The sequence below is a fragment of the Collimonas sp. OK607 genome (assembly GCF_900111995.1).
In the GTDB taxonomy this organism is placed as follows: domain Bacteria; phylum Pseudomonadota; class Gammaproteobacteria; order Burkholderiales; family Burkholderiaceae_D; genus Collimonas.
In genome coordinates, this window is the sequence record NZ_FOKF01000046.1 from 15,253 (window position 1) to 31,673 (window position 16,421).

The following is a 16,421-nucleotide window of genomic DNA, read 5'->3' on the forward strand; positions in this document are numbered from 1 at the left end:
TACGCGCACTATGATCTCGACCCCGTTCTGACGGGGACATTACTGGCAACAGCAACAATAGCAACAGCGCCAGTCAAGAAATCAACAGTAGTAAAACTGAGATTCGCTGAGATTCGATAACGAATCCCGATTTTAAAGAGCAAGATTCCATGCACGCCACACCACTTCGCCTCGCCAACTTTCGCTACAGCCACACGCTCATCGCCAAGCGTTTGCCAGCTCTGTTATTGCTATCGCTACCGATCGGTTGCCTGGCCTCGCGTTAATTTTCGAGTGGCAGTCAGGCAACCTTCTCGCCACTACCGAATTCCGTTCCATTTCATCAGCACCCTTCACTAGCTCCAAGAGAGGCCTAACATGATGTTGCACAATCCCGCTGTCAAGTATCGCCCGTTCCCGCCGATTCCATTGAGTGATCGCACCTGGCCCAATCAAGTGATCAGCGCTCCGCCGATCTGGATGAGCACCGATCTGCGCGATGGCAACCAAGCCCTGATCGAACCGATGGACGCCGATCGCAAGCTGCGCTTCTTCAAGTTGCTGGTGAAGATAGGTCTCAAGGAAATCGAAGTCGGCTTCCCTTCCGGTTCGCAAACCGATTTCGATTTTGTCCGCAAGCTGATTGAAGAAAACCATATCCCGGACGACGTCACCATCATCGTCCTGACCCAGTCGCGCGATGACCTGATTCGCCGCACCGTCGATTCGCTCAAGAACGCCAAGCAAGCCATCGTCCATCTGTATAACCCGATCTCTCCGGCCTGGCGCCGTATCGTGTTCAACAAAAGCCGCGAAGAAGTCATAGAAATCGCCGTCTCCGGCACGCGCCTGATCAAGGAATTGACCGACGCCCGCCCGGAAACACAATGGCGTTATGAATATTCGCCGGAAACCTTCAGCACCGCCGAACTGGATTTTTCGAAAGAAATCTGCGATGCAGTGGTTGAAGCGTGGCAAGCCAGCCCGACACGCAAAGTCATCCTGAACTTGCCAAGCACAGTCGAATGCGCCACGCCGAATGTATTCGCCGACCAGATCGAGTGGATGCACCGCAATCTGGCGCGTCGCGACGCCACCATCATCAGCGTCCATCCGCACAATGACCGAGGTACCGGCGTTGCCGCTGCCGAACTGGCTGTAATGGCTGGCGCCGACCGGGTTGAAGGCTGTTTGTTCGGGAACGGTGAGCGCACCGGCAATGTCGACCTGGTGACGTTGGCCTTGAATTTGTACACCCAGGGCGTCAATCCGGGACTCGATTTTTCCGACATCGACGAAGTGCGCCAATGCGTAGAGGACTGCAACCAGATTCCGATCCATCCGCGTCACCCGTACGTCGGCGACCTGGTATTTACCGCCTTCTCCGGCTCGCATCAGGATGCGATCAAGAAAGGCTTCGCCGCGCAAAAAGCCGACGCCATCTGGGAAGTCCCCTACTTGCCGATCGACCCGGCCGACCTCGGCCGCAGCTACGATGCCGTGATCCGCGTCAATAGCCAATCCGGCAAAGGCGGCATGGCCTATCTGCTGGAACAGGAATACGGCCTGGCCATGCCACGCCGCCTGCAAATTGAATTCAGCCGCGCGATCCAGAAAGCGGCAGATGCAACCGGCAAGGAAATTGCCGCCAGCGATATCTATGCCATCTTCAAGCAAGAGTACCTGGACAAGCAAACCCCTTACGTCTATCGCGGCCACCGCATGAGCGAAGATTCCAGCCAGACGCAGCCGGTCAAGATCGAAATCGACATCGTCCGCGATGGCCAGCCCCACACCTCGAGCGGCCATGGCAACGGCCCGATCGACGCCTTCGTCAATGCACTGGGACTGGATATCAAACTGATGGATTTCCATGAGCACGCGATCAGCGCCGGCGCCGATGCACAGGCCGCCAGCTATATCGAATTGCGCCTCAACGACGCGCCCACCGGTTTCGGCGTCGGCATCGACGCCAATACCTTGACGGCATCGTTCAAGGCGATCTTGAGCGCCGTGAACCGGCAAATTGAAATTGCCGGCGACGCAGCCAATCAGGGCATCGTCGACAGCGCAGCTGCGGCCTAGTTTTTTGTTTGACAGGTTGATTGTCGTGGCGATCACACGGCAATCGATTTCAATGCAGCCTCGGTATTACCGTACCGCGGGCTTGCATCAGGGTTGCAGGATGCGAGCTATAAACTGGCATTCTGCGCACTACCGCCTGGCTATAACTGCTACGATATGATTCCCGATATTTGCTTAGCAAGAAATTCCTCTTCAGCCAGGTCCTTACATGTCCGCCAACTATCTGCCGAAAGTACGGGATCAGTATGAATCCCTGCCGTACCCTCCCTGCAATCCGCAAGACGAGAAAAAGCAATTGACAAGAACCTGGCTGGAAAGCCTGGCGATGATCAATCACTATTGTTTTTCAGGAAAACAATCGTTCAAGGAACACTTCCGGGTCCTGGTGGCAGGCGGCGGAACCGGTGACGCAACAATTTATCTGGCCGAACAATTACGCAATACCGATGCCGAAATCGTACATCTGGATTTGAGCCTGGCAAGCATAGCGCTGGCCCGTGAACGAGCGGATATAAGAGGTCTGAAAAATATCACGTGGGTCCAGGATTCGCTGCTGAACCTGCCCGAACTTGGATTAGGCAAATTCGACTACATCAACTGCAGCGGCGTCCTGCACCATCTTGAAAATCCTGATGCCGGCTTGAAGAAGCTGCGTGCCGTGCTCAAGGACACCGGCGCCATGGGTCTCATGGTATATGCCACCCATGGCCGCACCGGCATCTACCAGATGCAACAGTTGATGCGCCTGGTGAATAACGATAATGGCGATGAATTTGACGCAGACACCAAGATCGGCAACACCAAAGAGATTTTAAATACCTTGCCTGCTTCGAACTGGTTCATGCGTGGCGAGGACCTGCACCACGACCATAAATTAGGCGATGCCGGCATCTACGATTTGCTGTTGCATTCTCAGGACAGAGCGTACACGGTGGGAGAATTGTTTGACTGGATCCAGGATACGCATGGTCTCAACCTGGAGCTTACGGATGTTGGACGGGGACGCTCGCCATACCTGCCACATATGGTCTTGGGTAAAAAGCCGCCAAAGAATGTAGATACCCTGAAGAAGCAATCAATCCGGCGACAATATGAAATCGGCGAACTGCTGATTGGCGACATCATCACCCATTCATTTTATGTCACCCGGTCGGAAACCTGCAAAGCGCCATATGGCGACGCCGATTACGTTCCGTTTTTCTATCACGAGCCTTTAACCGGGCCGCTGATGGCTCAGGTATTTGATACCAACAAGGGCCGCCCGTTTGCGCTTAACCATCAGCATTCAGGAATGGCGCTGACAGTGAACCCCGGAAAATACGGCGCAAAAATTTTACGTCATATCGACGGCAAGAATAGCTTCCAGCAAATATTCGACACCATCCGGAAAGAACCGGAATTTAGCCACTCGGCTCCGAGCAATCAGGATTTTTTTGCCGATTTCCGTGAATCCTTCGACACGCTCAATGCACTGGAGCGGCTGTTACTGCGACACGTTTCGACAGATGGAATTTCGTAATGCAAAAAAAACGTTAAAAGAGCGCAACGCGCTCTTTTAACGTTTTTCAAACTAATCAGACCGCTACCAGCTCACCGGTAAGCGGTCTTTGATTCAAGCCTGGCCAATCAAGCCATTGCCACTGCGCTGGTCAAGTCACTGATACGCGCACGCGCTGCAGCAAAGCTGGCTTCTTTCACTTCAGGACTGTAGGCAAGGCCATCGGCGCGAACCACTTCGATATCGGTAATCCCGAGGAAGCCGAACACCAATTTCAAATAGTCTTCATGGGCGACGCCAGTAGGGCTGCCTGCATGCTTGCCGCCGGAAGTCGACACGATCACCACGCGTTTACCTGTAGCCAGGCCTTCAGGGCCCTTTTCGGTATAACGGAAAGTAACGCCAGCGACACTAATCTGGTCGATCCATGCCTTGAGCTGGGTCGGCACGGTGAAGTTGTACATCGGTGCGCCGAGCACGATCACATCGGCTGCCATGAATTCATTGAGAATCGCTTCGTTCAGCTCCACTTCCAGCTTTTGCGACAGATTGCGTTTTTCTGCAGGTGTGCCCTTGGCCACAAAGGTTGCGCCGCTCAAATGGGCAGTGACGTCTTTGCTGAGGTCGCGGTAAGTCAGTTCAAGATCGGAATCCGCAGCTTGCAGCGTTGCCACTACTTCGCGGGTCAGTTGGCGGGAAGCTGAAGCGTCGCCGAGAATGCTGGAATCAATATGTAAGAGTTTCATGATATATGCCGTTCGATTAAATTAAGAGTGGGTCAAAATCTATAGCGATCCGTACATCACGATGCCAACAGAGTTTGATTTACCTGGTTATCTGAACCATTGAGGCCATGTTACTCATGTATCGATAATAGAACTAGATAGCAAAAATAAGATATATTGTTCCATACACAGAACAGTGGATGACTATCATGCAAGATCTGAACGACCTGTATTTCTTCGCCAATGTGGTGCAGGAAGGCGGTTTCACAGCCGCCGGCCGCAGCTTGGGCATCCCCAAATCACGTTTGTCCAGACGTATATCGGAACTGGAAATCCGGCTAGGCGCCAGATTGCTACAGCGCAATACGCGTGGTATCGCCCTGACCGACCTTGGCAGCCGCTACTACCAGCATTGCCAGGTAGTGATTGCCGCTGCCGAGGCGGCCGAACTGGCCGTCACCAGTTCGCTGGCTGAACCGAGCGGCACGGTGCGGGTAAGCTGCGTGGTGCCGATTGCCCAGTCCGAGGTGGCCGTAGCGCTGCCGGCCTTCCTGGAACGCTATCCGAAGGTGAATATCGATCTGGTGTTTACCAATCGCCGCGTCAACCTTCTGGAAGAAGGGATCGATGTCGCGGTCCGGGTAAGAGCCCCCGAGGATGAAGATCCGAACCTGGCTACCAGGCGCTTGCGCGCCGCCACCGGCCTGCTGGTGGCAGCACCTGAGCTGATGTCCAGGTACGCTGTTCCGCAGCATCCGCGCGACCTGGTGAAACTGCCCTTCCTCGGCGCCGCCGAGCGTGACCGCCGCGTCCACCTGCACCTCGACGGCCCGCATAACGACCGTTACGAACTGGTGGCGGAACCGCGCTTGGCAGTGGAAGATTTTGCTTTGCGCAAACGGGCGGCGCTGCGCAGCCTGGGCTTGACCATGCTACCGAGCGACTACTGCATGGAAGAACTGCAGCAGGGAACCCTGGTGCATGTGCTGCCGGAATGGACCATGCCGGCCGGCCATGTGCAGGTGGTCTATCCGACCCAGAGAGGTTTGCTACCTGCTGTGCGCGTGTTTGTGGATTTCCTGATCGAACATTTAAGCAAACTATAAGCGGCAAAGATTCAGGAACGCGCCAGCCGGATTCCGCTGAACTGCCAGCGCGCAGTCGCAGGGAAAAAATTGCGATAACTCAGGCGCGCATGGCCTTCAGGCGTGGCGGATGAAGAACCGCGCAACACGTACTGATTCACCATGAACTTGCCGTTGTATTCGCCCACGGCTCCCGGTAACACAACATAGCCCGGATATGGCGCGTAGCTGCTGGTGGTCCATTGCCAGGCAATGCCGAAATAATCTGTTGTTTGAGTCGCCGCTGCATACTCCCATTCCGCCTCGGTAGGCAACCGTGCGCCGGCCCAACGTGCATAAGCCTCGGCCTCAAAAAAGGAAATGTGGGTGACCGCCTCGTCCAAGGCCAACGGCTGCAAACCGTGCAAGGTAAATTCGCGCCAGGCAGAATCGAATTGCGCATGCGCAGCCTGCCAATATAGCGGCCGCGTCAGTTTCTGCTGCTGCACCCAGTCCCAACCGGCAGCCAGCCACAACAAAGGATTCTGATAGCCGCCAGCCTCCACAAAGGCCAGGTATTCGCCCTTGCTGACCAGCCGTGAAGCCATTGAAAACGGTTCGACGAACTGCCGGTGGCGCGGCGTTTCGTTATCGAAAAAAAATCCGTTTCCGGCATGCCCGATCTCGACAATCCCCGCCTCAAATGGCTGCCATTGCAAGGCTGTTGCCGTGGCGGCGCCGGCTGCCGCTTCTTTCATCGTTTCTGCCATTTCATCCCATGCCAGATATGGTGGCTGCAAGGGATTCATGGATAGCAGATGCTTGATATCGGTCAGCATCAATTCCTGATGCTGCTGCTCATGCTGTAATCCAAGTTCGACCAGTGCGGTCAATTGCAGCATCTGGTCCGGCGCCATTGTTTGCCCCAGCAAAGCCAGCAGCCGCTGATCGACGTTTTGCCGATAGGCTTGTACTTCGACCAGCGAAGGCCGGGTCATCAAGCCGCGTTGCGCGCGCGGATGCTGCTCGCCTACCCCTTCATAATACGAATTGAACAGAACCCGGAAGGCTGGATGAAACGGCCGGAAGCCGGTTTCAAATTGTTCGAGGATGAAGGTTTCAAAAAACCAGGTGGTATGCGCCAGATGCCATTTTGCAGGGCTGGCGTCCGGCATCGATTGCACGCAGCAATCCTCTGCCGACAATGGCTGCGCCAGCGTGCCCGTGTGGTCGCGTATCGTGGAAAACGCTTTTGCCAGCTCACTTACCTGCTCATTTACCAGCTCATTTGCCAACTTGTTTTCCAGCTTATTTGTCAACTTATGCATCGCGCTCCTGTCTGGCCAGTTCAGGCTACCTGGGCATGGCAAACCATGAACCAGTTGTTCGGATCGCACCAGGTCTGCACGGCGCCGAATCCGGCTTGCTGCAGCATGTCGACAAATCCTTCCCGGGTGTATTTGTAGCTGCTTTCGGTATGGATCCGCTCACCCTTCCCAAAACGCCGCAGGCCGCCGTTCTGCCAATGGACGGTGAGCTCTTTCCTGGCTTCCAGATGCATTTCTATGCGATGCTGTTCGCTATTATAAAAAGCCCTGTGACGCCAGTCCTTTGGACGGAAGTCGGCATCCAGCAAGCGATTTACATGATGCAGCAGATTCAGGTTGAAGGCCGCCGTGACGCCCAGCGAGTCGTCGTATGCCGGATTCAGTATCGCCTTGTCCTTGATCAGATCGACCCCGATCAGCAGGCCGCCACCATCGCTGCTGCCGATGCCCTTGCGAATCCGGCGCAGGAACATCAATGCCTCCAGCGGCGCGAAATTACCTATCGATGATCCCGGATAAAAAAACTGCCGGCGATCCATGCCTAGCGTTGCGGGCAGCTCCAGCTCGGACGAAAAATCCATGCCGAGGCACGTCATCTCAATCTGAGGAAACTGCTGCTTCAACGCGCTCACCGCCTCCTCCAGGAATTGCACCGATATATCGACCGCCACATATTGTTTGGGCCGCAAGCTCGGAAACAACCGTGCCGCCTTGCTGCAATTGCCCGCCCCCAGGTCGATCAGGATCGCATCGGGTCCGACTGCAGCGGCAATCTGCTGCGCATGCAGCGCGAAAATCGCCGCTTCGGTACGCGTCGGATAATACTCAGGCAGCTCGCAAATCGCAGCGAACAGGCGTGAACCGAGAACATCGTAGAGATATTTGGGAGAGGTGTGTGCGTGCGCCGCCAGCAGGCCGGCCACCAGTTGCTGCTGAATCTCGTCCTGCGCAACGCAATTTTGCGCTGGTTGCGACAATTGAGCCAAAGGATTCTCCTGAGATGGCAATCATTAAGAAATTACACATTTCACTACAGGAATTCAGTTCCGCTCCATTGAGAGCCTGCGCTATGGCGCAACATCCACTACACTAGCAAACGCAAACTGCTACGCAAAATCAGGCAAGCTGTACAAAGTATATCGATATTCGTTTGATGGATGAAGTTCCCGTTCAAGAGAATCCGCATGAATCCACATCATGAATTCATATTTCGGGCGATTTCAGGCCGGGCTCTTAACCGATTGCAATATAAATACATGAAATATTGACACAAATACATTTTTCCGCGAAGCCTCGCACTCGTAACAAGGCCTCGTTGCATCACCACTTCGTATGACCTTGCAATAGCCTTGCCAGACGAAGCTTGCAGCGATTTGTGCTGCCTCCCACTGAAACCGACATGACAACCATAACTTCCAAAGAACCTGAAAAACGTAATCTGAGCACGCTCATCGGGCTGGTTCCCTTCCTGGCCCCGTATAAACGGCAATTTGTGATGGCCAGCCTGGCCCTGCTGGTAGCGGCCGGCGCCACCCTGGCGATTCCGTATGCATTCCGGCAGATGATCGATCTGGGCTTCAGCACCGGCGGCATTCAGGGCGCCAATCATATCGACCTGTATTTCCTGGCCTTGTTCGGCGTCGCCTGCGTGTTGGGCGTAGCCACCGCAGCACGTTTTTACATGGTGTCGTGGCTTGGCGAACGGGTCACGGCCGACTTGCGCAGCGCGGTCTACTCGCACGTCGTCACGCAAAGCCCTCAGTTCTTTGAAACCACCAAAACCGGCGAAGTGCTGTCGCGTATCACCACCGATACCACACTGATTCAGGCGCTGGTCGGCACCAGCATTTCAATGGCCTTGCGCAACGCCCTGCTGTTCATCGGCGGCATGGTCATGTTGTTCATCACCAGCGTCAAGCTGAGTGCGATCATCCTGGTCATGCTGGCACTGGTGGTGCTGCCGATCGTCTGGTACGGCCGCCGCGTGCGCAAGCTGTCGCGCGCATCGCAGGACCGGGTGGCCGATGCTTCTGCGATGGCTGGCGAGATTCTCAATGCGATGCCGACGGTGCAGGCTTTCACCCACGAGAATATTGAAGCGCAACGTTTCGACGTCTCGATTGAAAATGCTTTCGGCACGGCGATGGAACGGATACGCGCGCGTTCCCTGCTGACCATGATGGCGATCCTGCTGGTATTCGGCGCCATCGTATTTGTGCTCTGGCTCGGCGCCCACGCCGTGGTTCAGGGCCGCATGAGCGGTGGCGAGCTCGGCCAGTTCATCTTGTACGCGGCCTTGCTGGCGGGTTCCATCGGCGCCTTGGCTGAAGTCATGGGCGATGCTCAACGCGCCGCCGGCGCTACCGAACGCCTGCTGGAATTATTGGCGGCGCAGTCGCCGGTGCAATCCGTGTTGCTGCCGGATACGCTGCCGCCGCGCACTGTACAAGGCGCGGCATTGACTCTGGAAAACATCGGTTTCCGCTATCCGTCGCGACCGGAGAGCGCCGCCCTGTCCGGCCTGTCGCTAGACATCCGGCCGGGTGAGACTGTTGCCGTGGTCGGCCCTTCCGGCGCTGGCAAAACCACCCTGTTCCAGCTACTGCTGCGCTTTTACGATCCGCAGCAAGGCAGCATCAAACTCGATGGCGTCGACATCAAATATCTCGATCTGCATACCTTGCGCAATGCCATCGGCATCGTGCCGCAAGACACCATCATTTTCTCCGCCAATGCGATGGAAAACATTCGCTACGGCCGGGTCGGCGCCACCGACGCCGAAGTCATCGCCGCAGCAAAAATGGCTGCCGCCCATGAGTTCATTGAGCGTCTGCCGGAAGGCTACCAGTCGTTCCTCGGCGAGCGCGGCGTACGCCTGTCCGGCGGCCAGCGGCAGCGTATTGCGATTGCCCGTGCACTGTTGAAAAATCCGCCGCTGTTGCTGCTGGACGAGGCCACCAGCGCGCTCGATGCCGAATCCGAACGCGCAGTGCAAGGCGCACTGGAAGCGGCGATGGTAGGCCGCACTACCCTGGTCATCGCCCATCGCCTGGCTACCGTACAGCGCGCCGACCGCATCATCGTGCTGGAACACGGCCATATAGTCGAAACCGGTAATCACGCTGAGCTGGTCGCCCAAAACGGCTTGTACGCCAGCCTGGCGGCACTGCAGTTCAATGGCCTGGTAGATGCTCAGATTGCGCAGATAAACACATAGGAAACAACATGACCCTTCTATTTTCCCCACTGAAGTTACGCGATGTGACGCTGGCCAACCGGATTGCCGTTGCCCCGATGTGCCAGTATTCCGCAGAAGACGGCTTCGCCAATGACTGGCATCTGGTGCACCTTGGCAGCCGCGCAGTCGGCGGCGCCGGCCTGATCATTTTCGAAGCTAGCGCGGTGCTGCCGGAAGGCCGCATTTCGCCGCAGGATCTCGGCATCTGGAAAGATGAACATATCGCGCCGCTACGCCGCATCACCCATTTTATCGAGCAGCAAGGTACGGTTGCCGGTATCCAGCTGGCCCATGCAGGCCGCAAAGCCAGCGTCTGGCGCCCGTGGGAAGAACAGCAAGGCCGGGTCGAGCCGAATCAAGGCGGTTGGCAAACCGACGGGCCGTCGGCGATTCCGTTCGACGCTAGCTATACCACGCCCAGAGCGCTCACCGTCGATGGCATCAAGAGCATCGTCAAGGCATTCGCCGATGCCGCATTGCGCGCGCATCAAGCCGGATTCAAGGTAGTTGAAATCCACGCGGCACATGGTTATCTGTTGCATCAGTTTTTGTCGCCGATCAGTAATCATCGCACCGACCAGTACGGCGGTTCGTTTGAAAATCGTGCGCGGCTGGTGCTGGAAGTGGTAGCTGCTGTGCGTCAGGTCTGGCCAGAGCAACTGCCATTGCTGGTACGCCTGTCCGCCACGGACTGGATTGACGGCGGTTGGAATGTCGACGAAACCGTGGCTCTGAGCAGCCTGTTGCGTGAGGCCGGAGTCGATCTGGTCGACGTTTCCAGTGGCGGCAATATTGCAGCTGCCGCCATCCCGGTAGGCCCCGGCTACCAGACCCAATTCGCAGCCAGGGTCAGAAAAGAGGCTGGCATCGCCAGCGGCACGGTCGGCATGATTACAGATCCCGGCCAGGCCGAACACATCTTGCGCACCGAACAAGCCGATCTGGTATTGATGGCGCGCGAACTGTTGCGCGATCCCTACTGGCCGCTGCACGCAGCCGAGGCACTGCACGATGTCACTTCATGGGCGCCGCAATACATGCGCGCGACTTCACGCAAATCGCCTCAGCGGCCAACGGTCGACTATAGCGATAATTGAGGTAGCTGATGTAGGGTGGGCACTGATGCCCACGCGTGAACTCACTCTACGTACATACCTGTTTTCGCGCCTGGGCTCTGGTTGCTGCGGTAACAGCGTGGGCACCAGTGCCCACCCTACTCCTCTCTTATTTTTTTCCTGACTTGCCCAGATCGGCTGACACTTCGGCAATCAGCCGGCGCAGCCACACCACATCCGGCGCCACGTGCGAGCGCGCATGCCACAGCATGTAAAAACGCATCTTCGGCATATCGAACGGCAGCGTAAACATGCCTATCGGCCAATCCGCGATGATGTGCTCGGCAAATTGCCGGCCGGTGGTAAAAATCAAATCCGATTTCGCCAGCACGTGCGGCACCAGGGCAAAGTACGGAATCGTCACCTGCACGTTGCGCTTCAAGCCTTGCTCGGCCAAGGCCGCATCGATACCGCTGCGGTGCCCTTCAATATAGGGCGTCGGCGCCAGGTGCGGCATTTCCAGATAATACTTCAGGGTCAAACCCTTCTTGGCTACCGGATGATCGCGGTGCATCATACAAACCACATCGTCATCGAACAATTGCGCCAGATGCAAATGCTCGGGCGGATCAGGCCAGTTGCCGATCACCAGGTCGAAACGGCCGTTTTCCAGTGCACTGGCGTAGTCCAGATTGGCATCCAGCGCATGCACCATCAGGCTGGCGCCGGGCGCTCGCCGGCGCAGCTGCTCGATGATGGACGGGATCAGCAGCATGTTCAGGTAATCCGGCGTGGCGATGTGAAATATCCGCGCCGTGCTGTCGGCCTCGAAGGCCGCTACCGGGGCTGCGATTCGTTCGATGACTTCCAATCCCTGTTTCGCCAGCGCCAGCAATTCCTGCCCGCGTTCGGTAGGCACCATGCCGGTTTTGCCGCGCACCAGGATGGCGTCGCCGGTCAGCTCGCGCAGGCGCTTGAGCGTGTTGCTGATGGTCGGCTGCGATTGCCCTAACTTGATTGCGGTGCGCGATACGCTCTTTTCCACCAACAAGGTGTGCAAAACGCGTAGCAAGTAGGTATCGAGGTGATGATTGGTACGGGATGTCATGGGCGGCGCTAAAATTAGTATAGGGATGCGAACGTTCAGACAAGAAAATTGCACAATAAGCCTGCAGGGCCTGTTGACCTATGATTTGGGAGTGCGAACGCGCGGCAGGCGTTGCGTGCCTAGGCGTAGCGACGCGACGTAGCGGTGCTACGGCAAGGAGCTGCAACAACGGCATGCGACGCCTGCAGCCGTTCCCGGAGGGTTCAAACCAAAGCGTGCGCTGGCCGCGTTGCATGGCTTGCAGGGGGAATTACCCCCTGCTGCGCCACGCGCCTTGCCAGCACACGCTTTGGCTTGAACGCATCTCCCAAATCATAGGCCAACAGGCCCTAGCATAACGGATATGCATACGCATGGGTAGACGTCGCCAAAGCACTACAGGCGTGACCTCAGGTATCGAATCGACATCGATTTTTCCGCACGGCAACTGCGGCAAAATCAGGAGGATATAGACGACCGGTCTAATTTTAATTAGAATAGACGAACCATGAGAGCAAATTACGACACAACCAAGCGCCACATCCTCGACGCCGGCCAGAAAATCATTGCCGTCAAAGGTTTTTCGGGCGTCGGGCTCAGCGAGATATTGAGTGCTGCAGCGATACCCAAGGGTTCCTTCTACCACTACTTCGGATCGAAGGAACAATACGGCCGGGCATTGATGGAGCAGTACGTCGACGACTACCTGCAAGCATTGGAAGAAGTCCTGCAAATTGCGGTGCAACCAGCACAAGAGCCCGCCCGCGAACGGCTGTTGCGTTACTGGAGCCACTGGCGCGACACGCAGTCGGGCACGGAAGCCATGGATAAATGCCTGGTAGTCAAACTCAGCGCCGAGGTCGCCGACCTGTCAGATGACATGCGCCTGGTTTTGTGCGAAGGCACGCGGCAAGTGATGGCGCGCCTGGCGGACTGCATTGCCGAAGGGATTGCCGACGGCTCGCTGCGGGTCGAACTGGAACCGCAAAAAACCGCGCAAATGCTTTACCAGCTATGGCTTGGCGCCAGCCTGCTAGGCAAGCTGCAGCAGGATCGCAGCTCTCTCGAAAACGCCATGGAGATTACCTTGGATGTGCTGGCAGCACCGAGGCCACAGACACCATAAGCGCCATAAGCACCGCAAAGACCACAGACGCCAACCTGAAGCACGACACAAGCTCGTGCTTTTTTTACCGCTCGATTAGTTGAGCGGTCTACTTTTCAAGGAATCCGCATGCTGAATTTTGAATTCTACAACCCCACCAAGATCGTTTTCGGCCGCAACACCATCGCCAAACTAGCCGATCTGATCCCCCGCAATGCCCGTGTACTGATTCTGTACGGCGGCTCCAGCGCCCAGAAGACCGGCACCCTGGCGGAAGTCAAAGCAGCGCTCGGCAAGCGCGAGATCCTTGAATTCGCCGGTATCGAGCCCAATCCAAGTTATGAAACACTGATGCAGGCAGTAGCTCAGGTACGTGCCGAGAACATCGACTTCCTGCTGGCTGTGGGCGGTGGTTCAGTCATCGATGGCACCAAATTCGTCGCAGCCGCCGCAAACTTTAATGGTGAACCGTGGGACATCGCCGTCCAGCGCGGCGCCAACATCACCAGCGCCCTGCCCTTTGGCAGCGTGCTGACATTGCCGGCCACCGGATCGGAAATGAATAACGGCGGCGTCGTCACCCGCAAATCGATACAGGCCAAGCTGGCGTTCCACAGCCCGCTGGTATTCCCGCAATTCTCGATCCTCGATCCGAGCAAGACTTTCACCCTGCCCGAGCGCCAGATCGCCAACGGCGTAGTCGATGCGTTTGTCCACACCATCGAGCAATACCTGACTTATCCGGTGCAAGGCCAGGTGCAAGATCGTTTTGCCGAAGGCCTGCTGCTGAGCCTGATCGAAACCGGACCGCGCGTTCTGGCCGAGCCGAACGACTACGATGCCCGCGCCAACCTGATGTGGGTAGCCACCCTGGCGCTCAACGGTCTGATCGGCGCCGGCGTGCCGCAAGACTGGGCCACGCATATGCTGGGCCATGAACTGACTGCGCAATACGATATCGATCATGCCCGCACGCTGGCGATCGTGCTACCTTCACTGCTGTCCGTACGGCGCAACAGCAAGCGCGCCAAGCTGCTGCAATACGCCGAGCGCGTCTGGCAAATCACCGAAGGCAGCGAAGACGCGCGTATCGACCTGGCCATCGAACGCACCCGTGATTTCTTTGAAAGCATGGGCATCAAGACGAGACTGTCGGACTATGAATTAGGCCAGGATGCTGTCGAGACAGTGCTCGGGCAACTGGACAAACACGGCATGACAGCGCTGGGCGAGCATCAGGACCATACTCTGGCAGTTAGCCGCAGCATTCTGGAAGCCGCCTTGTAAATTTGATATTTAGCTAAATCCGCCCGTGCCGGCAGAACATCGCGGGCACTAACCCCACCGAAGGAGTAGCCAACATGTCGCAAAGCACAACCCAGAGCAAGACCATCAATCGCCGCATCCTGCTGGCCTCGCGTCCGCACGGCGCGCCAACTGTCAACAATTTCAAGATCGATGAAACCCCGGTGCCGACGCCAGCCGCCGGCCAGGTATTGCTACGCACAGTCTACCTGTCGCTCGATCCCTACATGCGCGGCCGCATGAGCGATGCTCCGTCTTATGCGCCGTCGGTCGAGGTCGGCGCAGTGATGGTCGGCGGCACCGTGTCGCGCGTCGCAGCTTCCGAACATGCCGACTACAAAGTCGGAGATCTGGTCCTCAGCTACAGCGGCTGGCAGGACTACGAACTGTCGGATGGCAAGGGCCTGACCAAACTTGACGCCAAACTCGCCAAGCCATCCTACGCTTTGGGCCTGCTAGGCATGCCCGGCTTCACCGCCTACATGGGCTTGCTCGACATCGGCCAGCCGCAAGCCGGCGAGACCGTAGTAGTGGCAGCCGCTACCGGCGCGGTGGGTTCGGTGGTCGGGCAGATTGCCAAGATCAAGGGTTGCCGCGTAGTCGGCATAGCCGGCGGCGCCGACAAATGCAAGTATGCGGTGGAAGAACTGGGTTTTGACGCCTGCGTAGACCACCGCGCCGCCGACTTCCCGCAACAACTCGCCGCCGCCTGCGATAAAGGCATCGACGTATATTTTGAAAACGTCGGCGGCGCTGTGTTCAGCGCCGTGCTGCCCCTGCTGAACCTGCACGCCCGGGTACCGGTATGCGGCCTGATCGCCAACTATAACGCCACCGACAAACCGCAAGGACCGGACAATCTGCCGGGACTGATGGGCAGACTGCTGGTACGCCGCATCAAGATGCAAGGTTTCATCATTTTTGACTACTACCATCGCTACCCGGAATTTTTCAAGGAAATGAGCGCCTGGTTCGCCGCCGGGAAAATCAAATTCCGGGAAGACATCGTAGACGGTCTGGAGAATGCACCGCAAGCCTTTATCGGCTTATTGGAAGGCAAGAATTTCGGCAAGCTGGTGATACGCGCCGGCGATGAATGAAACCATCGAGTCATCAGGCAGCACACCCTCAAAAGGAATTCAGATGAAAATATTAATGGTACTTACCTCCCACGACCAGCTGGGCAACACAGGTAAGAAGACCGGCTTCTGGCTAGAAGAATTTGCCGCGCCCTACTACGCCTTCCTCGACGCCGGCGCCACTATCACGCTGGCATCGCCAAAGGGCGGACAACCGCCGCTCGATCCGAAGAGCGACGAAGCCGATGCGCAGACTGAGGCTACCGAACGATTTCGCAAAGATGCAGCGGCGCAGGCGGCATTGGCATCGACAATTAAACTAGCGAGCGTGCAAGCTGCGTCTTATGACGCGGTGTTCTATCCAGGTGGTCACGGTCCGTTATGGGATCTGGCGGAAGACAAGGATTCGATTGCGTTGATTGAAACCATGTATGCGGCGGGTAAACCGGTATCGGCGGTATGTCATGCGCCGGGTGTCCTGCGGCATGTACGGGCGGCAGATGGTAGTCCGTTGGTGAAGGGTAAGAAGGTTACCGGCTTTTCGGATAGTGAGGAAGCGGCAGTGCAGTTGACGGATATTGTGCCGTTTTTGGTGGAAGCTGAGTTGAAGCGGCTTGGTGGGGATTACAGTAAGTTGGGGGATTGGCAGAGTTATGCGGTTACTGACGGTAATTTGATTACCGGGCAGAATCCGGCTTCTTCGGTTGCTGTGGCGGAGCGGGTTTTGAAATTGTTGGGGTAATTTGATTTACGGCTGCCATGGGATGTACTCCGTGGCCCGTTAAATGGGGTCAGAGTCTGACCCTTCCCCTCAAATAACAACATGAATAGCCATAGAGCGCAGGGTATGAATTGCCTGGTTAATTTGCGAGA

At 56.8% G+C, this 16,421-nt stretch carries 13 protein-coding genes; 9 read left to right on the top strand and 4 right to left on the bottom strand.

Annotated elements, in window-relative coordinates; genetic code table 11:
* Positions 1-357: 357 nt before the first annotated feature.
* A complete protein-coding gene (gene leuA, locus BM029_RS22125) occupies positions 358-2,064 on the top strand; it encodes a 2-isopropylmalate synthase (protein WP_092439770.1) in 1,707 nt (568 codons plus the stop codon).
* 208 nt (positions 2,065-2,272) lie between these two features.
* Complete coding sequence (locus BM029_RS22130) at positions 2,273-3,583, top strand: class I SAM-dependent methyltransferase (RefSeq protein WP_092439772.1); 1,311 nt, start codon at positions 2,273-2,275, stop codon at positions 3,581-3,583.
* 107 nt (positions 3,584-3,690) lie between these two features.
* On the opposite strand, the gene BM029_RS22135 is transcribed toward BM029_RS22130, so the two are convergent.
* Positions 3,691-4,308: an FMN-dependent NADH-azoreductase gene (locus BM029_RS22135; protein ID WP_092439774.1), complete on the bottom strand. Its 618-nt coding sequence runs from the start codon at positions 4,306-4,308 to the stop codon at positions 3,691-3,693.
* 179 nt (positions 4,309-4,487) lie between these two features.
* On the opposite strand from BM029_RS22135, the gene BM029_RS22140 reads away from it, so the two are divergent.
* A complete protein-coding gene (locus BM029_RS22140) occupies positions 4,488-5,393 on the top strand; it encodes a LysR substrate-binding domain-containing protein (RefSeq protein ID WP_211482519.1) in 906 nt (301 codons plus the stop codon).
* A gap of 11 nt (positions 5,394-5,404) precedes the next feature.
* Here BM029_RS22140 and egtB read toward each other — a convergent pair whose 3' ends face one another.
* Both egtB and egtD read right to left on the bottom strand, forming a co-directional pair.
* Positions 5,405-6,679, bottom strand: coding sequence for an ergothioneine biosynthesis protein EgtB (gene egtB, locus BM029_RS22145; protein ID WP_092439776.1), 1,275 nt, complete (start codon positions 6,677-6,679; stop codon positions 5,405-5,407).
* A gap of 20 nt (positions 6,680-6,699) precedes the next feature.
* Positions 6,700-7,665 carry an L-histidine N(alpha)-methyltransferase gene (gene egtD / locus BM029_RS22150; protein ID WP_092439778.1) on the bottom strand — a complete coding sequence of 322 codons (966 nt, stop codon included), beginning with the start codon at positions 7,663-7,665 and terminating at the stop codon, positions 6,700-6,702.
* A 413-nt stretch (positions 7,666-8,078) separates the two neighbouring features.
* Between egtD and BM029_RS22155 the strand changes: the two genes are divergently transcribed.
* Both BM029_RS22155 and BM029_RS22160 read left to right on the top strand, forming a co-directional pair.
* Positions 8,079-9,896, top strand: coding sequence for an ABC transporter transmembrane domain-containing protein (locus BM029_RS22155; protein ID WP_092439780.1), 1,818 nt, complete (start codon positions 8,079-8,081; stop codon positions 9,894-9,896).
* 8 nt (positions 9,897-9,904) lie between these two features.
* Positions 9,905-11,014, top strand: a complete 1,110-nt coding sequence (locus BM029_RS22160) for an NADH:flavin oxidoreductase/NADH oxidase (RefSeq protein WP_092439782.1) — start codon at positions 9,905-9,907, stop codon at positions 11,012-11,014.
* Positions 11,015-11,141: 127 nt separating this feature from the next.
* On the opposite strand, the gene BM029_RS22165 is transcribed toward BM029_RS22160, so the two are convergent.
* Positions 11,142-12,080, bottom strand: a complete 939-nt coding sequence (locus BM029_RS22165) for a LysR family transcriptional regulator (RefSeq protein ID WP_092439783.1) — start codon at positions 12,078-12,080, stop codon at positions 11,142-11,144.
* Positions 12,081-12,567: 487 nt separating this feature from the next.
* On the opposite strand from BM029_RS22165, the gene BM029_RS22170 reads away from it, so the two are divergent.
* The 4 genes from BM029_RS22170 to BM029_RS22185 all read left to right on the top strand — a co-directional run bounded on the left by BM029_RS22170 (position 12,568) and on the right by BM029_RS22185 (position 16,290).
* Positions 12,568-13,185, top strand: a complete 618-nt coding sequence (locus tag BM029_RS22170) for a TetR/AcrR family transcriptional regulator (protein WP_092439785.1) — start codon at positions 12,568-12,570, stop codon at positions 13,183-13,185.
* A gap of 108 nt (positions 13,186-13,293) precedes the next feature.
* On the top strand, positions 13,294-14,451 hold the full coding sequence (locus tag BM029_RS22175; RefSeq protein ID WP_092439787.1) for an iron-containing alcohol dehydrogenase: 1,158 nt from the start codon (positions 13,294-13,296) through the stop codon (positions 14,449-14,451).
* A 74-nt stretch (positions 14,452-14,525) separates the two neighbouring features.
* The gene (locus tag BM029_RS22180; protein WP_092439789.1) at positions 14,526-15,569 is read left to right on the top strand and encodes an NADP-dependent oxidoreductase; all 1,044 of its coding nucleotides are present in this window, start codon (positions 14,526-14,528) and stop codon (positions 15,567-15,569) included.
* Between the two features lie 43 nt (positions 15,570-15,612).
* The gene (locus BM029_RS22185) at positions 15,613-16,290 is read left to right on the top strand and encodes a type 1 glutamine amidotransferase domain-containing protein (RefSeq protein WP_092439791.1); all 678 of its coding nucleotides are present in this window, start codon (positions 15,613-15,615) and stop codon (positions 16,288-16,290) included.
* Positions 16,291-16,421: the final 131 nt, after the last annotated feature.